The following is a 22662-nucleotide window of genomic DNA, read 5'->3' as shown; positions in this document are numbered from 1 at the left end:
GCCGGCATATGCCGGCCGGGGAGCCTGTTTTCTACCTTATATAATTAAGGTGCGCGTGGATCACTCCCGGCCCATACGGCGGGCGATCTCCTTGGCGGCGAAGGTGATGACGTCGTCGGCGTAGGTGCCGGCGCCGAAGCCGGCGTCGAAGCCCAACTCCTTGGCCAGAGCGTGGGTGATGCGGGCACCACCGCAGCAGAGGACCATCCGGTCGCGGACGCCCTCGGCCTCGGCCAGCTCGATGAACTCGGTGAGGTTCTTGATGTGGACGTCCTTCTGGGTGACGGTCTGGGAGATGAGGAGGATGTCGGCATTGAGCTCCTCGGCCTTGTGGAGGAACTCGTCGTTGGGCACCTGGGAGCCCAGGTTGTAGGCCTCCACCATCTCGTAGCGCTCCAGGCCGTAGTGGCCGGCGAAGCCCTTCCGGTTCATGATGGCGTCGATGCCCACGGTGTGGGCGTCGGTGCCGGTGGAGGCGCCCACCACCACCAGTTTGCGGCCGATGTGCTCCTTGATGTACTCGTTGGTCTCCTCCATGCTCATGGCCTCGTCGGCCACGGTGAGGACCTCGATCTCATTGTAGTTGACGCTGTGGGTGGTGGCGCCGTAGACCACGTAGAAGGTGAAGTTCTCGTCCAGCTTCTGGCGCAGGGCCACGTTGGGGTCAGCAATGCCCATCTTCTGGGCCAGCTGCACAGCGGCGGCGGCGCCCTTGTCGTCGTCCTTTACGGGCAGGGTAAAGGACATCTGGACCTTGGCGTCGTTCATGGTGTCGCCGTAGGGGCGCAGCTTGGTGAGGTCCAGGGTGGTGTCCAGGTCTTTATCTCTGATTTGATACAGTCCGGAACTCATTAGCGAGCGCCTCCTTTCATCATGGGCTCCATGAAGGGATTGCGGTAGCCGGGGGCCTTCTGGAACACGCCGTCCAGGCCCTTGCCGCCGTCACGGGGACGCTTGATGTCGGCAAAAATGCCCTTCTCCAGGGTCTCGAAGATGCCCACACGCTCGATCTCGGCCAGCAGGTCGTTGGCCTTGGTGAGGACGTCGTTGGCCCGGTTCTGCATGATGCCGCCCTCCTTGAAGACCAGCTCGGAGCCCAGGTCGTGCATGGTGCGGAAGATGTACTGGGCGTTCTGGATGGCCAGGAAGCGGTCGGAGAGGAAGGGGGTGTGGATGGCCTCGGTCATCATGCCCAGCAGGTGGATCTTCTGGCCGGTGAGGATGGTGACCACGTTGAAGAGGGCGTCCTGCACATGGCCCCGGAAGATGTTGCCGGTCATGAACTTGGTGGGAGGCATGTACTTCAGGGGGGCATTGGGGAAGATCTCCCGGGCCATCTCGGCCTGGGCCAGCTCGTAGAGGAAGCCGTTCTCCACGGCGGGGTCGATCTCAAAGGCGTGTCCCAGGCCCATCTGCTCCTCGGGGAGGCCCGCCCGGAGGGCGAACTGCTCGTTGAGGAATTGGGAGGCCAGCACAGTGTGGGCCTCCTCCACCGCGTCGGCGGTGGTGAGGTAGTTGTCCTCACCGGTGTTGATGACCACGCCGGCGTAGGCGTTGATGGCCCGGGAGAAGGACTGGTCCACCAGGGTGCGCTGCATGTTGATGTCACGGAAGAGGATGCCGTAGAGGGCGTCGTTGAGCATCACATCCAGGCCCTCGAAGGCGCCCATGGCGGCGATCTCGGGCATGCACAGGCCGGAGCAGTAGTTGCACAGGCGGATGTAGTGGCCCAGCTCCTCGCCCACCTTGTCCAGGGCCTCTCGCATGAGGCGGAAGTTCTCCTGGGTGGCGTAGGTACCGCCGAAGCCCTCGGTGGTGGCGCCGTAAGGCACATAGTCCAGCAGGGACTGGCCGGTGGTACGGATGACGGCGATGACGTCGGCGCCCTGACGGGCGGCGGCGGTGGCCTGAACGATGTCCTCATAGATATTGCCGGTGGCCACGATGAGATAGAGCCAGGGGCCCTGCTTGTCGCCATACTTGGCCAGCAGCTCCTCGCGGCGGTTGCGGCGGGCGGCGATCTTCTTCAGGGCGTCCTGGACCACGGGGTCAAGAGCCTTGTCGATGTCGGCATCGCTATGGGCGGGGAGGGCGGTGAGGTCCAGAGAGCCGTCGGACACGGCCTCAGCGATGGCCTGGGGGTCCTTGCCGGTCTCCACCATGGCGTTGCCGATCCAGAAGGCGGCGCCCTGGGCCAGGGCACCCTTGGCGGTCAGGTGCTCCACCACCACGTTGGGCAGGGGCACGTCGAAGCTGTTGACGCCGTCGATGCCCAGCAGACGGCACACGGTGCGCTCCACGGCCACAGTGGTGTGCCGGTCGATGAAGCGCTGGGTGTCGTCGGCCACCTTGGAAGCATGGTTACGGGCCTGCTCCACAAGGTCAAAGTTCAGATTGAGCTTGGATTCCAACACATATCACTTCCATTCCATGTATTTGGGAAAAGGGAACGAGACGAGAGAGGGGACGCCCCGGGCCCGTCGTCGGGCCCGGGCATGGACCGGCGGTCTCACCGTCTGAGGTCCGCGTCCGGTCTCTCGTCCCGTCAGGGACAAAGGATCAGTGCATCTCTCTCTTGTGGCGCTCCAGGTTGGCGGGCTCCATGGACAGCGCCTGGCCCCGCTCCAGACCGGCCACGCCCATGAGCTCCACCTTCCGCTTGCCTTCGCGCTCGGCCTTGCAGTACTCGCACTGGCAGGTCTCCTCGTAGTGCTCGGGCTCGGTGTAGGTGGTGATGACGCCCTCGTAGTTGCGGAGGATGACCTTGTGAGGCGTCTGGGAGATGACGTACTGGGGCATGACAGGGGTCTTGCCGCCGCCGCCGGGGGCGTCCACCACGAAGGTGGGCACGCAGTAGCCGGAGGTGTGGCCGCGGAGAGCCTCGATAATCTCAATACCCTTACTGACGGGGGTACGGAAGTGCTCCAGGCCCATGGACAGGTCGCACTGATAGATGTAGTAGGGGCGAACCCGGATCTGGACCAGCATCTGGACCAGCTTCTTCATGGTGTGGACGCAGTCATTCACGCCGGCCAGCAGCACGGACTGGTTGCCCAGAGGCACACCGGCATCGGCCAGACGGGCGCAGGCCTCGGCGGCCTCCTTGGTGATCTCCTTGGGGTGGTTGAAGTGGGTGTTGAGCCAGATGGGGTGATACTTCTTGAGCATGTTGCACAGCTCGGGGGTGATGCGCTGAGGGCACACCACGGGGGTACGGGAGCCCAAACGCACGATCTCCACGTGGGGGATCTCACGCAGGCGGGAGATGATGTACTCCAGCATCTCGTCAGAGATCATCAGCACGTCGCCACCGGACAGGAGGACGTCGCGGACGGTGGGGGTGTTGCGGATGTACTCGATGCACTTGTCGATCTGCTCCACGGGCACGCTGGTGTCGTGCTGGCCGGCGAAGCGGCGGCGGGTGCAGTGACGGCAGTACATAGAGCACTGGTCGGTGGTCAGCAGCAACACACGGTCAGGATAGCGGTGGGTCAGGCCGGGCACCGGGGAGTCGGAGTCCTCATGCAGGGGGTCCAGCAGGTCGGCGGGGGACTGGTGGAGCTCCTTGGCGGTGGGGATGGCCTGCTTCCGGATGGGATCGTGGGGATCGTTGGGGTCGATGAGGGAGAGATAGTAGGGGGTGATGGCCATGCGCAGGGTACCCAGGCAGGCCTTGACACCCTCCTCCTCCTCGGGGGTCAGGGTGATGTATTTCTTCAGATCCTCCAGAGTCTCGGCCCGGTTGGCCACTTGCCAGTGCCAGTCGTTCCAGTCGGCGTCAGAGACATCGGGGAAAAGCTGCTTACGGCGAGATTCGTTCTGATAGATCATAGTTGGTTACCGCCTTTCGTCGTATTGGGCCCGCAGGCCCGGCCTGCGCCCGGTGTGGGCGTCCTGAAGATCCGGCCCCGTCCCGCTCTGAGCCGGGACCGGAACAGAAGCATTCGTTTTTCTTGACCCCGGCGGGGCATCGCCCCTTCCGGTTCCGCTTACAGGTACTTCTTCTCGAAGTAGGCCTTGAGCTGGGGGTTCTCCCTAAGCTCGGCCAGGGTGATGGCGGCGTGGTCCTTGGTGTAGCCGTTGCCAATAATCATGGTGACGTCCTTGCCGCAGCCCTCGGCGCCCAGGGCGGCCTTGGCGAAATCGGTGGCCATGGAGAAGCAGTAGACGGTGCCGTTATCCCGGACGGGGAGGATGGCGCTCATCTCACAGGCGGGGACGTTCACGATGAGGATGGACACGTCGTACTCCTTGCCATCGTTGACGGCCAGGGACTTCTCCAGCACCTCCACGGGGTTGGTGGCGGAGCCCACGATGGCGTGGTGGCAGAGGTTCATGCTCTTCAGAAGGTCGGCGTCCTCCTGGCAGATGACCAGAGCCACCACATTGCCGGTGGGGCCGACCCGCTTCATGGCCTCGTAGCAGCACATCATACCGCCCTTGCCGGCGCCGCCCAGGATGAGGACGGAGTCGCCGGGCTTCACCAGCTTGGCGGTCTGGGCAGGAGCGCCGGCCACGTCCAGGGCGGCCAGGGCCAGCTCCTCGCTCATGTCCTCAGGCAGCTTTGCATACAGGCCGGACTCAAAGAGGATGGCCTGGGCATCCACGTCCACACGGTCGATCTCGGGGTGGATGGCCTTGATCTTGTTGATCTTCAGGGGGGTCAGAGACAGGGAGACCAGGGAGGCGATCTTGTCGCCCACCTTTAGGTCGATCTTGCCCACCAGATCCTCGCCGATCTCGCGGACGGTACCGATGAACATGCCGCCAGAACCAGTGACAGGGTTCTGCATTTTGCCGCGCTCCGCCACGATATCCAGGATCATCTGCTCAGTCTTATCCAGGTCCTTGCCGCAGGCCTCATAGATCTGAGTAAAGGAAGCGGAGTCGATGTTCAGGGCGGACACGTCGCACAGGATCTCGTTGGACCAGCACTCCATGGTATTGTCGATCTTCTTGGCGGCCTGGGTCAGAAGGCCCTTGGGCTCGATCACGCGATGGACACCGTACTTGTTGCCTTTTTTCTGCATGTTTTGACCTCCATACATTCTGCTTTGGGGACCCCTCCGTCTATCCGGACGGTGCGGGCTGCTGTGGGATCTTTTGTTTGGGTTTGGGAATGGGAATGGTTTTGTGGTTTGGTTTTTTGTTTGGGAAATTTAGAAATGGAATTGGGAATTGGGAATTTGGGATCGGTTTGGGTATTGGTTTGGGAATTGGGAATGGGAAATGTATATTGGGTTTGGTTTGGGATATGGATGCCGGCGCGGGAACACGGGTCCCCCTTCGCGTCCTCACCGGCTGGGACTATAAATCAATGTACTCCGGGACTCACCCGGCAGGGGATCGCTCAGATCAGGCCCAGGATCTTACGGGCCTCGTCAGGAGTGGCGATCTCACGGCCCAGCTCCTTGGCCAGGCGGACCACCTTGGCCACCAGCTCACCGTTGGAGGCAGCCTTGTGGCCCTTTTCCAGATAAATGTTGTCCTCAAAGCCTACCCGGACGTTGCCGCCCATGATGATGCCGGCGGCGGCCATGGGCCAGGCGCCACGGCCCACGCCGGTGACCGTCCAGGTGGACCCGGCGGGGATCTGCTTGACCAGGTAGTCCAGGTTACCCACGGTGGCGGGGGTACAGCCGCTGACACCCAACACGAAGTTGAACTGCATGGGAGCGCCGGGCACCAGGCCCTTCTCCGCCATACTGACAACGGTATCCAGATGGCCGATCTCAAAGCACTCGTACTCGGGCTTGATATGGTTTTCCAGCATCCGCTTTCCAAAGGCCCGCATGGTGGGCATATCATTGACGAAGATGTCGTCGCCGAAGTTGCAGGTGCCGCAGTCCAGCGTGGCCATCTCGGGGCACAGCTCGGTGGGCTGGAGACGCTCCTCCGGGGTCATGCCGGTGGCGCCGCCGGTGGAGGGGATGAGGATGACGCCGGGGCAAGCCTCCTTGATGGCGTCCAGCACCACCCGGAACCGCTCCCGATCCTGGGTGGGGGTGCCGTCATCCTCACGGACGTGGACGTGGATGACTGCGGCACCGGCCTCAAAGGCGCTCTTGGCCTCCCGGACCATCTCCTCCACGGTATAGGGGACTGCGGGGTTATGGGCTTTTGTGACCTCCGCGCCGCAGATGGCGGCGGTGATGATCAGCTTCTCCATGGGACCGCTCCTTTCTGTCACTTGGCGTTCGGCCCCCTGGGGGAGCCGCCCTCCTGTTTCGGACCCGTCGTCCGGAAGATATCTTACCGGGTCTTGCGCTGCTTGTCCTTGGGCACCACACAGGTGCCGGAGGCACGGCACACCACCACGGGCTCAGGCAGCACGTCGGCGGCAGAGTCGTTGATGTCGGGGCGGGAGACGATGACCTTCCGGGCCTCGAACTCCATCTTGCGGGAGGTATTGCCGATCTTGGTGATCTTGCCCTCGGCCTCGATGTAGTCGCCAGCGTACACGGGAGCCAGGAACTCCACGTTGTCGTAGGCGCAGAACAGGCCCTCATCGCCGTCGCAGATAATGAGCAGCTCTGTGGCCACATCGCCAAAGAGATGGACCATGTGGGCGCCGTCCACCAGGTTTCCGCCGTAGTGGGCATCCTTCGCGCTCATGCGGAGCCGGAGCAGGGATTTGATCTCTTCCATGGTAATGTCCTCCTGTCAAATTTTTAGAATTTGTTCACCGAGCAAAAAACAAAGCGCTGCGGGCGCCGCCCCAAAGGCAGCACTCGAACAGCGCTTCATAACGAAAAAAAGACACGCTATTCGTGCCAGGGTTACCCCTGACACGAATAGCGCACCATGTAGTCATGACACTCCGTACGCACTGAGCGCACGGCGCAGGAACGGTTCCATGCAGCGTCCCCGTTCCTTCGGCGGTGGTCCCATTCACGCCGCGCATCGGGCCTGCCAACCCTTTGCATCACGGCGGTACCTGGCGCACCGCTCCTCTATCCACCATATTATTAAATTGTTTTAGGTACTTTTAACAAAACCTATTATACCACACGCAGGTCTTTTGTCAACTATTTTTCGAAAAGATTTCCATGAGCTCTGGGTCCAGGTCCAAAAGCCTACAAACTCTGAGGGCATCCCGGGGGCAGGGCTCCCCGGGCTCCGCCTCTATGAGGTGGTAATCCATGAGCCGGGAGAGCCGGTCCAGGGGCGCCTCGTCCTTGCGGATGGCGGCGGTGTCCAGTGCCCCCAGGCCGGCCACCCGGTAGTGCCGCCGGGCGGCATCGGAGACCCCGTCGTAGTGGGTGGTCATGAGGGCCACACAGTTGAGCCGGCCCAGATACTCCACCAGGGCCTTGGCCAATGCGGCGCCCTCCCGGGGGTTGGTACCACGGGCAAACTCGTCCAGGGCGATGTAGAAGAACTTCCCCTTCTCCTCCCGCAGAACGTCGCCCAGAGCGGCCACCTCGGCGCCGAAGGAGCTCAGACCCTGCTCCACAGACTGCCGGTCGGTGCAGATGAGGGAGACGCTGTCGAACAGCGGCGCGGAAAAGCTGCCGGCAAAGGCAAAGAAGCCCGTCTGGGTCAGCAGCAGGTTGAGGGTCAGGCTCTTCATGGACACGCTCTTGCCGCCCATATTGGCGCCGGTGATGACGGTGGCCCCCCGCTCCAGGGTGATGGACACGGAGGTGAAGGAGCCGCCCCGCTCCTGCAGGTGGTCGGCCACCTCGGGGTGGACCATGTCCACCGCCACCACCTTGGGCTTGTCCACGATCTCCGGGCGGCAGCAGTAAAACCGCCGGGCCAGCCGGGCCTTGGCCAGCAGCAGGTCCAGCCGGCCGATGGCCTCCATGGACGCCAGGAAGGTATCCCGCTCCCGCAGTATGGCCATGGTCAGCCGCTTCCGGGCCTCCAGCTCCAGCCGGTCCTCCTTCCGGACCAGCTCAGACCGGCGGGCCATCAGGTCGTCCCGGCCCTTCTTCTCGGTCTGCCGGAGGAGACCCTCCACCAGGGCCTTCTCCTCCCGGACCCGCTCCAGAGCCGGCTCAAAGGCGTTTTCCACCGAAAACGCCGGCAGCCGCCGTCCGCTGGGGTCCAGCAGATCCAGGCTCTCGGTCATGGGCCGGATCTCCAGCCCCTCCAGGGCAGGGATGGCGGCATAGGCCTGGGCCAACCGCTCCAGGTGGATGAGGAAATGCTTGACCTCGAAGAGCTCCACCTCGTCCATGGGGGCGTTGGTGGGCCGCTTGAGGGAATTGCGGATGTCGTGGAACTCCGAAAGGATGTGGGTGATGCTGTCCAGAGCCATCTCCCCGCTGTCCAGCAGGGTGCGGAGGGCCTCTACCCGGGAGAGCTCCTCCTCCAGCTGCGCCTCCTCCCCCGGACCGTACCACCGGGGGGCGCGCACCAGAGCGTGTCCAAAGGGCGAGGCGGGCTCCATCCTGGCCATGACCCAGCTGTAGCCCGTATCCTCTTTGAGCTGCGCGTTGAGTTTCATTCGTTTCACCTCGTCGATATGCTGCTCCGATCGTCCGGAGCCGTAAAACCATTCGATAGGACCTTATGCTTCCTGCCGCACGTCCACCACGGGCACATCCACGGCCTCCCGGAGGGCCGCCAGCAGAGCGGGACCGTCCAGGTGCTTGCCGTAGGCCGACCAGGGGTTGGCGGTGACGGCAGCAATGCGCAGACGACGGGCCACCATCAGCGACCCGCCGCAGCGGTGGAAGGTTTCGGCGGAGCCACGGTCGCACAGGAAGTGGGTGGCGTCGGGGGCAGCCACGGTGAGGGGCGCGCCCCGACGGGCCAGGGTGCGCAGCAGCGGCCCGGTGATGCCGCCGCCGATCCACAGCACGCAGTGCTCACGGGGCAGGGCATGCCACGCCGGCTGGCCGCTCTGCTCCAGTTCCAGGGGCAGTCGCTCCCCCTGGAGACTGAAGAGGGCATAACGCTCCTCCTCCCCGTCCAGAGCGGCATGGAGGACAGGGTCCTCCGCCTCCGGCGCAGCGAAGAGCTGGCAGATGTGGGCGGTCTCGGCGGCGATGAAGGGGATGCCTCCGTCCACGGAGGCGCCCACACACAAAACGGCGGTGGCTCCCGCCTCGGCGCCGGCCAGGGACTTGCGCCCCGCCGCCCCATCGATGAGGACCCGCTGGGCGCCCAGGGCCCGGAAGGTCTGGGACAGCGGCCCCAGCTGATTCACTGCCGAGGGCCCGGCCAGCTGGATATAGCCGTCGCTGAGGGCGCGGAAGATCCCCACCGCCCCCAGCGGGGTCATCACATCGGTGACCCCCTCCACCCGCAGGGTGGTGTCGCACAGGGGGAGCATCCCCCGGGCGGTGGCGAACAGGGTCCCGGAGCGGACCCAGATCTCCGGCTTTTCGGTGCCGGTGACCACATCGGTGCGCTCGCCGTCCCGCCCCACCGAGGTCATGGCCAGGGTCTCCCCCGACAGTTCCTCGATGAGGCGGCACATGGCGGTGGTTTTGCCCGCATTTTTACACAGTCCGATAAACGTGACGGTAGGCGCGTCCCCCACCAGGGGGGCGAGCATCGGCGTCATGGCGTTCCCTCCTTGTCGTCTCACTGCCGATCTTTGCTTCCCGCTTTTCCCATTCTGTTTTCATTATGGGGGGCGCAGAGGGAAATGTCAATGCCCATGCAGAGCGGCGCCCGGCGGCCCCAAACTTGGCCGCCGGGCGTGAGCATGCTCAACTATTTTATTCCTGCTGATCCGCTGTGCTCATCTCTTCCTCGCCATGCTCAGCCTCATTTCCCAGCACTTCCCGGACGGCCCACTCCGCCGCGGCGCGGACTCGCCCGAAGTCCACATAGGGATTGTAGATGCGCTCCAGGTCGTCGTGCATGGCCTTGGCCTGGGCCAGAGAGGACACCGCCTCCTCCACCAGGGCGGCCGACACCTTTCGGGAGAAGGAGAGCCGGGCCTTGCTGCGCCGCAGCAGCTCCCGGTCCACCATGGCATCCATCCGCAAGCGGCGGTAGGGGTGCCTGGGGTAGGTCGTACTGCCGCCGGTGGTGACAAAAGCCAGGGAGAGCTGTGGCAGGATGAGGTGCTCCAGCCGGTCGGGTGCCAGGGGCGAGGGGCAGGCGATCACGTCCCAGCCCGCTGCAGCAGCGCCGGAGAGGATGTGGGTGAGGAGCAGATGGCTGAGGCCGTAAGTGTCCACCAGCTCATAGACCCGCCGGCACTGGCGCTCCACGGTGCCGAACTCCACCAGGAAGCCCTGGTGGGTAACGGCGGAGAGGAAACGCTGGCACACCTTTCCCTCCCCCTCGCCGCCCCGGCGGCACTCCCGGGACAGGATGCCCTTGGCCCGCTTGGCAATCCTCTCCTCCAGCTCCGGGGTCTGGATGAGGGCGGTGCGGTCGGCGGTGATCTCGGCCGCCGCCCGCAGGCAGCGGTAGGCCCGGGCGTAGCAACCCTTGTAGCCCTTCATGGCCTGCTCCAGCTCCCCGCGGACCTTCTTGAGGCCCTCGTGGTCATAGCAGGCGCCTAGATTCACATACCGCTCCACCGCCCCGGGCAATTTGGGCTCCACCACATGGGGGGCCGTGCCGTCCACGATGGCGGCGTGGCGGTCGGGCAGGATGATGGCGTCCAGGGAGTCCGGGTCCCCGGAACAGCGTATGTACTCCACCCGGAGCCCTTGCTCCTCTGCCCGGGCAGCCACCTGCCCCATCAGGGTGGATTTGCCGCAGCCGGCGCCCCCCTTAAGGATCAATAGCTCCTCCGCCTCCCCTGGGTCCAGAAGCTGGTCATAGAGTGAATAAAAGCCGCTGGGGGAATTGGCTCCAAGGTAATATCGGACCTTTGGTTCCGTTGTCATGGTCTTACCTCCCAATACCGTTTCTAACTCAGGGTATGCCGCGCTACCGCCGCCGGTGCAGCATACCCTTGCCATTTGGAGGTTTGTCGGGTAAAATAGAGGAAATCATTTTCGGTTGGCCGGTCCTCCCGGCCTCACTCTACTCCCTCGCCGAAAGAAGGTGCCCCCCTCCATGAGTTTCCTCTCCCCCGGCTTCTTCCTCTTCTTCCCCGTGGTCACCCTGGTCTGGTTTTTGCTACCCACCGCCAGTCGGCAGCTCTGGCTGCTGTGTGCCAGCTGGTGGTTCCTCCTGTGCGGCGGCCCGGAGCACCTTCTCTCCCTGTTGGCCGCCACCGTGGTCACCTATCTGGGTGCCCGGCTCCTGGACCGGTGCAGAGGCAGGCAGCGAAAGGCCATTCTGGCCGTTCTTCTGGCGCTCCTTTTCGGAACCCTCTTTCTCCTCAAATATCTGACTTTCTCTCTAAACTTGCTGGAGCGGCTCCTCGCCGCCGCCGGGCTAGCCTTCTCCTCCCCCGCCCTGGACTTGATCCTCCCCGCCGGCCTCTCCTTCTACCTCTTCATGGCGGCGGGCTACCTCATCGACGTCTATCGCCGGGACCGCCCGGCGGAGAAGTCCTATTTGGATCTGGCCCTCTTCCTCTCCTGCTTCCCCTATCTGCTCTCCGGCCCCATCGGCCGGGCCGGCAGCCTGCTGCCCCAATTCCGCAAACCTGCCCCTTTCTGCTGGGAAAATCTTCGGCGGGGCCTGCTGCGTTTTCTGTGGGGCGCCTTCAAAAAGCTGGTCATTGCCGACCGGCTGGGCCTGATGGTCTCCACCGTATATGCCGCCCCGGACAGCTTCGGTCGGCTCCAGGTGGCGGCCGCCGCCATCGCCTTCTCCATTCAGATCTACTGTGACTTCTCCGCCTACTCCGACATGGCCTTGGGCTGTGCCGAGGTCATGGGCTTCCATCTCATGGAGAATTTCCGCACTCCCTATTTCTCCCGCTCCATCGGGGAGTTCTGGCGGCGCTGGCACATCTCCCTGTCCTCCTGGTTCCGGGACTACCTCTACATCCCCCTGGGAGGCAGTCGGAAGGGCAAGCGGCGGAAGTACCTTAACATCCTCATCGTCTTCGCCGTCAGCGGCCTGTGGCACGGCGCCGCCCTCTCCTTTGTGGTGTGGGGACTCCTCAACGGCATCTATCAGGTCATTGGCGGCATGACCCAGAAGGCACGGGACCGCGTCCGCCGCAGGCTGGGTCTGGCCGACGATGCCCCCTTCACCATTGTGCTCCAGGTGGTCATCACCTTTCTGCTGAGCACCGTGGCCTGGGTCTTTTTCAAGGGCGGCTCCTTTACCCACTCCCTATCCATCTTCCGGGCCATGTTCACCGGTCCCTGGCTCACCCGCCCCTTCTCCGCCTGGGGCCTGGACCTGCCCGAGCTGGTGGTAGTGGCTCTGGCGGTGCTTCTCCTGCTGGCGGTGGACCTCTTCTCCGTCCTCCGAGGAAGCCCCCGTCAGACCTTCTTCTCCCTGCCCCGGCCCGTCCGCTGGGTCCTCGCCCTGGTTCTCCTGCTGTCGGTGCTGATCTTCGGCGTCTACGGCACCGGCTATGACCCCCAGGACTTCATCTACTTCAAATTCTGACATGGCACACGAAACGGAGTGGTCCCTTTTGCGAACTTCCAAATGGCGGGAACCCATCTTCGCCCTGCTCTTTCTGGTCCTAGCCGCCCTCCTCATCGGCATTCTCTCTCTGGCCTTCCGGCCCATCCGTGTGGACTACGGCGCCGTCTGGGGCCCCTATCTGGCCGAGCCCAAGGACAGCCTGGACTACCTCTACCTGGGCAGCTCCTACGCCTACTGCGACGTGGACCCGGTGGAGATCTACGACAAGACCGGACTCACCGGGTATGTGTTAGCCGGGCCGGAGCAGACCCTGTCCCAGACCTACTGGTACCTCCGGGAGGCTTTTAAGACCCAAAAGCCCTCCCTGGTGGTGCTGGAGGGCTCCGCCCTGGCCTTCCAGCAGTATCAGAGTTACACCCAGGTCAATGTGGGCTACATGCCTGCCGGGCTCAACCAGCTGGGGGCCATCTTTACCGCCTCGGAGCCGGAGCTGCGCACTGGGCTCCTCTTCCCGCTCTACTTTTACCACAGCCGGTGGAAGGAGCTGACGGTGAGCGAGGCCGCCGACGCCCTTCTCCTCTCGGAGACCGATTCCCTAAAGGGCTTCACTCCGGTGAGCGGTGTCTTTGAGCAAATCTCCGATGGGCCTTTCACCCGGGACCCCCAGTCGGAGGAGATCTATGAGGAGAACCTCACCTGGCTCTCCAAGATCGCTGACCTGTGCGAGAAGCACGGCATTCCCCTGGCCCTGGTCTTTCACCCCACCTACAGCCAGCTCCCCGCCGACACCCGGGAGCGCATCGCCGCTGACGCAGCGGAGCTGGGTATCTCCTTCTTCGACTGGACGGAGGAGAGCCAATCCATGGGCATCACCCCCACCCTCCACTACTACGACCCCGGCCACCTCAACCAGGAGGGGGCGGCCATCTTCTCCGCCTGGCTGGGAAGCTTTCTTATCGACGAGCTGGGACTTTCCCCCAGAACGCAGACGGCGGAAAATACAAGTGCCTGGAAGTGGGCGGTTCAGGATCGGCATATGGTCCCCGATTAAACCAAGAGGTCCTGTGGCCATTGGCCACAGGACCTCTTTTACACGTTTGCATTGTCTTCGGCAGTCCCTTAAAACAGGTCCACCATGGCGCTGTCCACCACCTGGAAATGCTCCCGCATCATGCGGACGGCCTCGGTGCCGTTGCGGTCCTGAAGGGCCAGGACAATCCCCTGGTGACTGTCCTGGAGCTTCTTGCGGTAGACCTCATCCTGCATCATCTTCTCCCGCATGTGGCTGATAAAGCTGTCGATGGTCTCGCTCATGGCCCGGAGGATAACCATGATAAGGGGGTTCCCCGCCGCCTCCCCAATCAGGTAATGGAGACGCTTATCTAGCATGGTGCTTCGCTCCAGGTCGTTCTCGTCCCGGAGCTGCCACACGATGTCCTCCAGCTCGCTGAGCTGGGCGGGAGTGATCCGCTCCGAGGCCAGCAACACCGCCTGGCTCTCCAGGCCCTGCCGTAGCTCACTGACCTGCCGATAGTCAGTGGCCCCCAGGAGCATCATCATCTGGGTGGATTCGGCCAGATTCTTTTCGATGTCGCAGGAGACAAAATTCCCCGCCCCCTGGGTGCTGGAGATAAAGCCCATCAGACTCAGGGTCCGCAGGGCTTCCCGGACCGAGTTCCGGCCCACACCCAGCTTCTCCGCCAGTTCCCGCTCCGGCGGCAGCTTTTCGCCCTGCTTGAGATCCCCCTTAAGGATCTCACTCTTGATATATGTGATTACACGCTCATAGGCTTTTCCCTGCTGCAAACTTTCTTCCTTCATCGCTTGTTCCCAGCTCTTTCCTGTTTTTTCTCCATACCGGCCAGAGTTTCTTCAAATTGCTCCGCCAGCAAAACCGGCAGGCTGTCCCGGTTGGTCGTATCCACTGCCACCACGGTACCGTCAGGCGCCTGCACCAGCGATTCCAGCCAGGTACCAGTCCGCTGCTGCTCCGGCTTGATTACGCCCAGTACCGGGAGATCTCCCGTCACGCTGTCCCACACGGCCCTGCGAAAGACCGCCGCATTCCGCTCCAGCCAGCCCAGCTCGTCCAGCACCAGAAGCCTTGCCCAGGACCGGCTCTCCGCCAGAATGGGAGGCCCCAGCCGGTCAAAGGCCGCCGGGTCACCGGTCAGGCGCCCCTGCACCATCCGCGCTACCGTTTGTCCCTCCGACCAGTCCGGCGTCTCCCAAGCCGGCCACAGACACAGTCGAGTGCGGTCCGGCGTAAAGCCGGTGCGGAATCCTCCGGGCCTGACCCCTAAAAGGGCCAGAGTACGGTCCAGCGCGGTGGACTTACCCACCCCGCTCGGTCCAGTCAAAAATACATACATTGCTGTTCACCTCGGCGTACACCGGCTGTTTTTCTAGCATTTTGCATGCCAAGAAGATTCTTTTCACCGGATCCCACTGCGCATTGCACAAAACCAACAATTTACAGTCATCAGGCAAAAATAGGACCAAATTGAAAAAAGGGTAGACCATCTGCTATCTTTTTTGGGATTACAGGTGTACACCGCACAAATAAAACGCCTTGCAATTGATTCAGCAGTCATCATTATAGCACATTTCACCAAAAAAGGTAGGGCCTCTTTTAAAATCGTTGATATGACCAATACCTTCAAGTTGTCCTACCAATTATTCTACTTTTTCCAGCCCATCGCGGTCTTCCTGGCGGTTAAAATACATTTTTCATCACTTGCCGTTCCCCTTTTCCCGTCCCACATCAGGCTTTCCCTACATAAAAGCCGCCCCGCCGGTTGCCCGGTGGGGCGGTCAAAGCGCTTTTACTTCTGTTCGGTGACCAGCTCCACCAGGACCTGGACCATCTTTTCCATGGACTGGACAGGGATATACTCCATGACGCCGTGGAAGTTGGCACCACCAGTGGACAGGTTGGGGCAGGGCAGGCCCATAAAGGACAGGCGCGCACCGTCAGTACCGCCCCGGATGGGCACCTCCTGGGCCTCTACACCCACCTTAGCAAAGGCCGCACGGGCGCGGTGGATGAGATACATGTGAGGCTCGATCTGTGTCTTCATATTGTAGTAGGAGTCTTTCAGCTCCACCTGGACGGTGGTGGAGCCATACTTCCCGTTGAGGTAGGCGGCGATGAGGTTCATCCGCTCCTTCCGCTCCTCAAAACGGGCCCGGTCGTGGTCACGAATGATGAATTCCAGACGCGCCTCCGTCTCGTCGCCCTCCATATGGCCCAGGTGATAGAAGCCCTCATAGCCCTCGGTATGGGCGGGGGTCTCTGCCGGAGGCAGCATGTTGACAAATTCCAGGGCCATGAGGCAGGCGTTGCGCATCTTGTTCTTGGCAGAGCCGGGGTGGATATTGAATCCCCGGACAGTCACCTTGGCGGAGGCGGCGTTGAAGTTCTCATACTCCAGCTCACCCAGCTCGCCGCCGTCCACTGTGTAGGCCGCGGCGGCGCCGAAGCCCTCCACGTCGAAGTGGTCGGCGCCGCTGCCCACCTCCTCATCGGGGGTGATGGCCACAGCAATGCGGCCGTGGGGGATCTCAGGATGGGCGGCCAGATACTCCACAGCGGTGAGGATCTCGGCCACACCGGCCTTGTCGTCGGCACCCAGCAGGGTGGTGCCGTCGGTGACGATCAAGTCCTGGCCCACATACCGAGACAGGCTGGCAAACTCGGACGCCCGCATGACCACGCTCTCGGAGAGGGGGATGTCCCCGCCCTCGTAGTGGACCACCTTGGGGTGGATATCGGCGCCGGGGGCGGAAGGCGCAGTGTCCATGTGGGCGATGAGTCCCAGGCAGGGAACCCCCTCGCAGCCCACGGTGGCGGGGAGCCAGCCGTAGACGTAGCCGTACTCATCCAGCTTGGCCCCGTGGAGCCCCAGCTCAGAGAGCTCCTGGGCCAGAGCGGCTCCTAAGACCTTCTGCTTCTCCGTGGTGGGCACGGTGGTGGAGTCCTCGCTGGACTGGGTATCATAAGAGACATACCGTAAAAAACGTTCAACGACATGCATAGGTGATCAGATCCTTTCCCCCAGGCGGCGCATCCAACATTGACGACGGGCGCCCCTTGGGCTAAACTTTGGGTAACGGCAGGACGGACAGGCGCCGTCCCGTCAGATCATGACAGGTCTATTTTAACATAAAAGGAGCGTGATCGCTATGGCCTTACGGGAGGAATTTCACTTTCCCTCCAGCGACGGCGTCCACCAGATCCACGGTCTCCGGTGGCTCCCTCAGGACCAGATGCCACGGGCCACGGTACAGCTGGTCCACGGTATCTCGGAATATATAGGCCGGTACGACGCCTTTGCCCGGTTCCTCACCGATCACGGCTTTGCCGTGGCCGGCCACGACCACCTGGGCCACGGCGGCACCGCTCTGGACAAGAGCGAATACGGCTTTTTCAGTGATAAGGATGGCTGGGACTACCTGGTACGGGACGTAAAGGCCCTCCACGACGACCTGGCCAGCCGCTTCCCCGGTGTCCCCCACTTTCTGCTGGGCCACTCCATGGGCTCCTTTGTGGCCCGGACCCACCTCATCGAGTACCCGGGTTCGGTGGACGGCTGTCTGCTCCTGGGCACCGGTCAGGAGGCCCCCGCCCTGGTGGCCTTCGGCAAGGCGGTCTCCGGCGCTCTGTGCCGTCTGAGGGGAACCCGCTACCACAGCGCCCTGGTCATCGCCCTGTCCCTGGGGGCGTACAACGCCCAGTTCCGCCCCGCCCGCACCGGTGCCGACTGGATCAGCCGGGATACCGCCGTGGTGGATGCCTATGTCTCCGATCCCCTATGTCGCTTTGTCCCCACGGTAGGGATGTTCCGGGACATGATGGGCGGGCTTCAGCGGATCTCCGACCCCAAAGGGCTGGCCAAAATGGACCCAGAAACCCCGGTGGGCATCTTTTCCGGAGACGCCGATCCGGTGGGCGGACGAGGCAAGGGCGTCCGGACGGTGGAGGGCTTTTTTCGCCGGGCCGGCTGCCGGGATCTGACCGTGAAGCTCTACCCCGGCGCCCGCCACGAACTCCTCAACGAGACCAACCGGGAGGAGGTTTTCTCCGATCTCCTCACCTGGCTGGAAAACCATTTGGAGACCTGATGGCTCAGTCCAAAGCGGCCGCCCAGTCGGCCTCCTTGAAGCCCACCAGCACAGTGTCCCCATTCACCAGGATAGGCCTCTTTACCAGCATACCGTCCCCAGCCAAGAGGGCGAGCTGCTCGGCCCGATCCATGGTGTCCAGCCGGTCCTTCAGGCCCAGGGCCCGGTAGGACTGGCCACTGGTGTTAAAAAACTTTTTAAGGGGTAGGCCACTCTTCTCCTGCCAGGCCGAAAGCTCCTCCGCCGTGGGGGGCTGGGCCTTGATGTCCCGGACCTCTGCCGCCTTGCCCTGGGCCTCCAGCCACTTCTTGGCTTTCTGACAGGTGCTGCACTTGGGGTACCAAACAAATAACATATGTTTTGCTCCTTCCTCCGCCTTCCGGCGGCTGTTACTGCTGTTATACCATATCCCGACCCGGACCGCAATCCTATACGGAACGCACAGACCGCCGGCGCTACCTTCTCAGTGGCGCCGGCGGTCTCGTTTTGCCTTATTTCAGCAGCTCGGCCAGGGTACGCTTGTAGATCTCGGCGCAGTTCTTCACCTGCCAGGGGTGGCCATACTCGTTGGCGGCGTGCATGCCGCCGCCGGAGGGGCCAAAGGTGACGGTGGGGATTCCCAGAGAAACAGCTAGGATGTTGGAGTCGCAGACGGAGGGGTCATAGGCCACGGGAAGCTCTCCTCCGGTGACCTCCTTGAACTTGGCCTGAAGGGTGGTGACCAGGAAGTCCTCGGGCTCCAGGGCAAAGGACTGCATGTAGGGCGAGGACCGGGGCTTGAGGCGGACGTCCACCTTGCCCTCCAGTCCCAGCTCCCGGGCGGCCCCCATCATCTGCTCGATGCAGGTCTCTTCGGTCTCGCCGGGGACCACGTACCGGTCCACGAAGAGGTAGCAGCTGTCTGGCACCACCAGGGTGCCGGCGTTACCGCCCTCCATGTAGCACACGCACCAGGTGCCGTGCTTCAGGTTGGGATGGGTGAGGGTGGGCAGGGCCTCGATGGCGGCGGCCAGCTTTCCGCCGGTGATAAGGGCGTTCTCCCCCACGGCGGGGTAGTAGCTGGCGTGGGCGGCCACACCGTGGACCGTCACCTCAAAGCTGAACCGGCCGCGGAAGCCGATGGCCACGTTGTCGTAACGGCACTCAGCCATGATGGCGTAGTCGGCACCGATACCCTCCTCTACCAACTGATAGGTGCCCTTGGAGAGCCCCTCCTCATCAGAGACAAAGCAGGCCTCGATGCGGCCATTGAAGGCCTCCTTGTGCTGGGAATAGTACTCCAGGGTCTCCAGAATGGCGGCCAGGCCGCCCTTCATATCCATGGCGCCCAGGCCGTGGACCTTGTCCCCATCCTCGGTGGGGGTAAAGGGGTCGGTGTTCCAACCATTGGCCACGGCCACCGTGTCGATATGGCCGATGAGCATGACGGTCTTGCCCGGCTTACCACTGTCCAGAATAGTCCAGACGGAGGGCCGGACCTTTTCTTCCCTGTCCTCGGGAAAATAGCTGTAGTGGGGCTCCAGGCCCATGGCCCGCAGCTCTCCGGCCACATAGTCGGCCATGTCCACCTCGCGTCCGTTGACGGAGTTGATGCGGATCATGTCATACCAGCGCTGAATGATCTTTTCCATACTGTACTCCTTCCTCTCTCTAGCGGGCGGCCTTCTGGTCCTTCAGCTTGACCATGCCGATGCCGGTCAGACCCATGACCACGGAAATCACGATGGACAGCCAAAGCATGGGCGCAAAGGGAGCCAGGGACATGTTGTCCACCCCCAGGGTGCTGGCCACATAGGCACCGGTGGTGGCCCAGGGCACCAGGGGAGCAAGTCCCGTGCCGGTGTCCAGCATGATGCGCATGAGGTTCTTCTTGTCCAGACCATACTCGGGGAACATGTCCTTCACCATGGAGCCAACCACAGGATAGGAGACGTAGTAGGCGCCCGTAATGGTGAAGAAAACGCCGTGGAGGATCAGTACGCCGGTGGCCATGACCTTGCCGTTGTGGGCAATCTTGCGGACATAGTCCAGCAGAATATCCACCACACCGGCGGTGCGCAGGGGAGCCCCGAAAACGCCGGCGGAGATCAGCAGGCCGATGGTGTTGAGCATGCTGGTGAGACCGCCGCGCTGGATCATGCTGTTAACAATATCGTTGCCGGTATCGCCGGTGTAGCCCTCATACATGGCCATAAAGATGCTCTGGGCTCCGTCGGTGGTCTGGATGAGGGGGGTGCCCTGGAAGGCCACCGCCAGGACGGCGCCCACCACGATGCCGGCGGTGAACGTAGGCAGAGTGGGCTTTTTCATAACGATGAGAACGACAACCACCACCGGGGGCAGCAGCAGAATGGGGTTGAGGTTGAAGCTGGTGGTAACGGTGCTCATGATGGCGTCATAGACCTCGCCGCCCACCGTGCCGTTGTGGAACTGCATGCCATAAACAGTCAGGAATACCACAGAGATCAGCCATGCGGGGCCGGTGGAGACCAGCGAGTGCTTGATACCGTCCATCAGGGGCACGTCGGTGACGCTGGACACCAGCACCGGGGAGTCGGACAGGGGAGAGATCTTGTCACCGAAGAAGGCCCCCACGCAAATGGCGCCGGCGGTGACGGGCAGGGGCACGCCCAGGCCCTGGGCCACGCCCATAAAGGCCACGCCCACGGTGGCCAGAGTGCCCCAGGAGGTACCCGCCATGGTGGACATGAGGGTGCAGACGATGCAGGTGATGGGCAGGAACAGGCCGGGGGTCAGGACCTTCATGCCGTAGTAGATCATGATGGGCACGGTACCGGAAATCATCCAGGTACCCACAAGGACGCCCACGGCAATGAGAATCAGGATGGCCACCAGCATGGAGTTGATGGTGGCCTTGATGTCGGCCTGTAGGTCGTCATACTTGATGCCGAAGCAGCAGGCCATGACGCACATCACCACGCCGTCGGTCAGCAGGATCACGTGGTTTTTGGCCTTGAACACCATAAGGCCCAGGAAGATGATGGCGATGCCGACGACGATCATCAGCAAGGCCTGCCAGGGTTTGACGATCTTGCGCTGTGTAGTTTCACTCACTGTTCATTCCTCCTCTTTCTCCGGTCCCGGGCGGAGTCTTGCCTGTCCAGGGCCGTTATTCCACACACAGAGTATTGTGTGAAATCATAGCACAATAAAAAATGACATACAGGCGGAAGCGGGCCGCCTTTGCCCTGCTCCCGCCCATATGTCGTTCTTCCTTGAACGCCGATCAGATCCCCATGAGGGGAAAGAGCCAGCCATACAAAACAGCGCCCAGCACACCGCAGGTGATGAGGGTGATGATGGGGTTCACCTTACACTTCCACACCATAACAAGGGCCACAGCGAAGAAGATCACGCTGTGCCAGCTGGTAAAGGAGATCTTGCCCACAGAGAGGCAGGAGGCAGCGATAAGGCCGATGACAGCGGGCCGGATACCGGACAGGGCGTTTTTCAGGTAGATGTTGTCCTTGAACTTGGAGAAATAGATGGCCACGATGAGGGCCAGGATAAAGGGGATGGCCAGGGTGGACATCGAGCACAGGATACCGCCCAGCACACCGAAGAGGTTATAGCCCACGAAGGTAGAGGAGTTGACGGCGATGGGGCCGGGGGTCATCTCGGCGATGGCCACGATGTTGACAAAGTCCTCCGGGGAGATCCAGCCGTGGCCGTCCACCACTTCCCGCTGGATAAAAGCCACCACGGCGTAGCCGCCGCCGAAGGAAAAGGCTCCGATCTTCAGAAAGGAGATACAGGCCTGGATCAAAAGCTCGATCATTTCTTCTCTTCCTCCTTCTTACCGCGGCTGGCATCCACTGCCTTCACCACACTGTTGCGGATAAAAATGCCATAGATCGCGGCGCACACCACCACCACGATGGGGTGCAGGCCGAACACGGCGATGGCGGCAAAGCCCGCCAGGGCCACCAGCCAGTTGAAGTACTCCCCCACCTTGGCGGAGCGGGCCAGCTTGACCACCGCGTAGAAGATGAGGGCCACCACGGCGGGACGCACGCCGTTGAAGACGTTCTGCACCACCGGGTAATCAATGATGTTGGTAAAGACCATGGCGATGAGCAGGATGATGATGACACTGGGGGTCGCCGCGCCCAGCACCGCTGCAAAGGAACCGGGCACCCCCGCCACGCGGTAGCCCACAAAGGTGGCCGAGTTGGTGGCCAGAGGGCCGGGCAGACTGTTGGTCAGGGAGATGGCGTCCAGGAACTCCTCGTCCGTCATCCAGCCTTTGCTCTCCACCACCTCTTTCTGGATGATCGGCAGCATGGCGTAGCCGCCGCCGATGGTGAAGAGCCCGATTTTGAAGAAGATGCCAAAGATCTCAAAGAGCCGCTTCAATTCCGTTTCCTCCTACTCCACAGTTTTCAGGAGAATCCCTCTCTCCAGTTATCGTGCCTATCTTACTCCTCTCATTCCCAAAATGCAACATAGATTTTTCACTTTGACATATAATTTTCGATTTTGCTGTTCAAAACAAATATTGTAATCTTGCACTTTGTTTTATTTTTTTGAAAAAACACTTGCACCTCTGGTGAGAATCTTCTACAATAGACCACGAATTGAGCGTGCCCTGCCGTCCACGGCACCAGAGGGCTCCTGATTTGGGGGAATCACTGTGAAAAGCAAGGGTTTGGACAACGTGGATCAGCAGATCCTGAGCATATTGATCGAGAACGCCCGGGCCTCACTCATTGAGATCGCCGAGCGGGTGGGCCTGAGCCGGGCCGCCGTGAAAAACCGCATCGACGCCTTGGAGAAGAGCGGCGTCATCGAGCAGTACACTGTGGTCCTGGACCCGGAGAAGATCGGCCGGAACGTTTCTGTATTCTTCGACATCCGGGTGTCGCCCTCCTGCCTTCACCAGGTGGCCGACGCCCTGGCCGCCGAGGAGGCGGTCACCGACATGTACCTTATGACGGGTGAAAGCAAGCTCCACGTCCATGCGGTGCTGGAGATGAACCAGGACCTGGAACACTTCGTCATGGAAAAGCTCTATCCCCTGCCCGGCATCGAGCATATCAGCAGCGAGCTCATCATCTCCCGCATTAAGACCCGGAAGGGCATGCGGATCTGACAAAAAAG

General features: G+C 62.2%; 21 protein-coding genes and 1 riboswitch. Of the genes, 4 read left to right on the top strand and 17 right to left on the bottom strand.

Annotated elements, in window-relative coordinates; genetic code table 11:
* Positions 1–60: 60 nt before the first annotated feature.
* The 9 genes from ACTNBK_RS11560 to ACTNBK_RS11520 form a co-directional block, all read right to left on the bottom strand.
* Positions 61–852, bottom strand: coding sequence for an OAM dimerization domain-containing protein (locus ACTNBK_RS11560; RefSeq protein ID WP_294512763.1), 792 nt, complete (start codon positions 850–852; stop codon positions 61–63).
* On the bottom strand, positions 852–2411 hold the full coding sequence (locus ACTNBK_RS11555; RefSeq protein ID WP_441146219.1) for a lysine 5,6-aminomutase subunit alpha: 1560 nt from the start codon (positions 2409–2411) through the stop codon (positions 852–854). Before ACTNBK_RS11555 ends, ACTNBK_RS11560 begins: the two co-directional genes overlap by 1 nt.
* Before the next feature lie 148 nt (positions 2412–2559).
* Positions 2560–3831 carry a lysine 2,3-aminomutase gene (ablA, locus tag ACTNBK_RS11550; protein ID WP_441146215.1) on the bottom strand — a complete coding sequence of 424 codons (1272 nt, stop codon included), beginning with the start codon at positions 3829–3831 and terminating at the stop codon, positions 2560–2562.
* A gap of 158 nt (positions 3832–3989) precedes the next feature.
* Positions 3990–5030 (bottom strand): L-erythro-3,5-diaminohexanoate dehydrogenase, encoded by a 1041-nt coding sequence (locus ACTNBK_RS11545; protein WP_441146214.1) that lies wholly within the window; start codon positions 5028–5030, stop codon positions 3990–3992.
* A gap of 320 nt (positions 5031–5350) precedes the next feature.
* A complete protein-coding gene (locus tag ACTNBK_RS11540; protein ID WP_294512755.1) occupies positions 5351–6169 on the bottom strand; it encodes a 3-keto-5-aminohexanoate cleavage protein in 819 nt (272 codons plus the stop codon).
* An 83-nt stretch (positions 6170–6252) separates the two neighbouring features.
* A complete protein-coding gene (locus ACTNBK_RS11535; protein WP_130850820.1) occupies positions 6253–6639 on the bottom strand; it encodes a hotdog fold domain-containing protein in 387 nt (128 codons plus the stop codon).
* Positions 6640–6787: 148 nt separating this feature from the next.
* Positions 6788–6964: riboswitch (Lysine riboswitch) on the bottom strand.
* 60 nt (positions 6965–7024) lie between these two features.
* Positions 7025–8455 carry a MutS-related protein gene (locus ACTNBK_RS11530; RefSeq protein WP_441146211.1) on the bottom strand — a complete coding sequence of 477 codons (1431 nt, stop codon included), beginning with the start codon at positions 8453–8455 and terminating at the stop codon, positions 7025–7027.
* A 63-nt stretch (positions 8456–8518) separates the two neighbouring features.
* Positions 8519–9520, bottom strand: coding sequence for a hypothetical protein (locus ACTNBK_RS11525; RefSeq protein WP_441146210.1), 1002 nt, complete (start codon positions 9518–9520; stop codon positions 8519–8521).
* 157 nt (positions 9521–9677) lie between these two features.
* The gene (locus ACTNBK_RS11520; RefSeq protein ID WP_441146208.1) at positions 9678–10805 is read right to left on the bottom strand and encodes a hypothetical protein; all 1128 of its coding nucleotides are present in this window, start codon (positions 10803–10805) and stop codon (positions 9678–9680) included.
* 172 nt (positions 10806–10977) lie between these two features.
* Here ACTNBK_RS11520 and ACTNBK_RS11515 point away from each other — a divergent pair, with 172 nt between their 5' ends.
* Together ACTNBK_RS11515 and ACTNBK_RS11510 are read left to right on the top strand one after the other, a co-directional pair.
* A complete protein-coding gene (locus tag ACTNBK_RS11515) occupies positions 10978–12435 on the top strand; it encodes an MBOAT family O-acyltransferase (protein ID WP_441146206.1) in 1458 nt (485 codons plus the stop codon).
* A gap of 28 nt (positions 12436–12463) precedes the next feature.
* Positions 12464–13468 (top strand): hypothetical protein, encoded by a 1005-nt coding sequence (locus ACTNBK_RS11510; protein ID WP_441146204.1) that lies wholly within the window; start codon positions 12464–12466, stop codon positions 13466–13468.
* A 68-nt stretch (positions 13469–13536) separates the two neighbouring features.
* On the opposite strand, the gene ACTNBK_RS11505 is transcribed toward ACTNBK_RS11510, so the two are convergent.
* From ACTNBK_RS11505 to pepT, 3 genes are all read right to left on the bottom strand, one after another.
* Positions 13537–14223, bottom strand: a complete 687-nt coding sequence (locus ACTNBK_RS11505) for a FadR/GntR family transcriptional regulator (RefSeq protein WP_441146202.1) — start codon at positions 14221–14223, stop codon at positions 13537–13539.
* 11 nt (positions 14224–14234) lie between these two features.
* Positions 14235–14789 carry a nucleoside-triphosphatase gene (locus ACTNBK_RS11500; RefSeq protein WP_441146200.1) on the bottom strand — a complete coding sequence of 185 codons (555 nt, stop codon included), beginning with the start codon at positions 14787–14789 and terminating at the stop codon, positions 14235–14237.
* 453 nt (positions 14790–15242) lie between these two features.
* Positions 15243–16454, bottom strand: coding sequence for a peptidase T (gene pepT / locus ACTNBK_RS11495; protein WP_441146198.1), 1212 nt, complete (start codon positions 16452–16454; stop codon positions 15243–15245).
* 148 nt (positions 16455–16602) lie between these two features.
* On the opposite strand from pepT, the gene ACTNBK_RS11490 reads away from it, so the two are divergent.
* A complete protein-coding gene (locus tag ACTNBK_RS11490; RefSeq protein ID WP_441146196.1) occupies positions 16603–17541 on the top strand; it encodes a lysophospholipase in 939 nt (312 codons plus the stop codon).
* Between the two features lie 4 nt (positions 17542–17545).
* On the opposite strand, the gene ACTNBK_RS11485 is transcribed toward ACTNBK_RS11490, so the two are convergent.
* The 5 genes from ACTNBK_RS11485 to ACTNBK_RS11465 all read right to left on the bottom strand — a co-directional run bounded on the left by ACTNBK_RS11485 (position 17546) and on the right by ACTNBK_RS11465 (position 21918).
* Positions 17546–17896, bottom strand: a complete 351-nt coding sequence (locus ACTNBK_RS11485) for an arsenate reductase family protein (RefSeq protein WP_441146194.1) — start codon at positions 17894–17896, stop codon at positions 17546–17548.
* A gap of 136 nt (positions 17897–18032) precedes the next feature.
* Complete coding sequence (locus tag ACTNBK_RS11480; RefSeq protein WP_441146192.1) at positions 18033–19172, bottom strand: M20 family metallopeptidase; 1140 nt, start codon at positions 19170–19172, stop codon at positions 18033–18035.
* Positions 19173–19191: 19 nt separating this feature from the next.
* On the bottom strand, positions 19192–20616 hold the full coding sequence (locus ACTNBK_RS11475; RefSeq protein WP_441146190.1) for a Na+/H+ antiporter NhaC family protein: 1425 nt from the start codon (positions 20614–20616) through the stop codon (positions 19192–19194).
* A 172-nt stretch (positions 20617–20788) separates the two neighbouring features.
* Positions 20789–21340 (bottom strand): chromate transporter, encoded by a 552-nt coding sequence (locus tag ACTNBK_RS11470; RefSeq protein WP_441146188.1) that lies wholly within the window; start codon positions 21338–21340, stop codon positions 20789–20791.
* Positions 21337–21918 carry a chromate transporter gene (locus ACTNBK_RS11465; protein WP_441146186.1) on the bottom strand — a complete coding sequence of 194 codons (582 nt, stop codon included), beginning with the start codon at positions 21916–21918 and terminating at the stop codon, positions 21337–21339. Before ACTNBK_RS11465 ends, ACTNBK_RS11470 begins: the two co-directional genes overlap by 4 nt.
* 277 nt (positions 21919–22195) lie before the next feature.
* Here ACTNBK_RS11465 and ACTNBK_RS11460 point away from each other — a divergent pair, with 277 nt between their 5' ends.
* Positions 22196–22654 (top strand): Lrp/AsnC family transcriptional regulator, encoded by a 459-nt coding sequence (locus ACTNBK_RS11460; RefSeq protein ID WP_441146184.1) that lies wholly within the window; start codon positions 22196–22198, stop codon positions 22652–22654.
* Positions 22655–22662: the final 8 nt, after the last annotated feature.

The organism is Intestinimonas sp. HCP28S3_D6, assembly GCF_052065695.1.
GTDB lineage: Bacteria > Bacillota > Clostridia > Oscillospirales > Oscillospiraceae > Intestinimonas.
The sequence above is the reverse complement of the archived record's forward strand: the minus strand, read 5'-3'. Positions and strand labels throughout refer to the sequence as shown.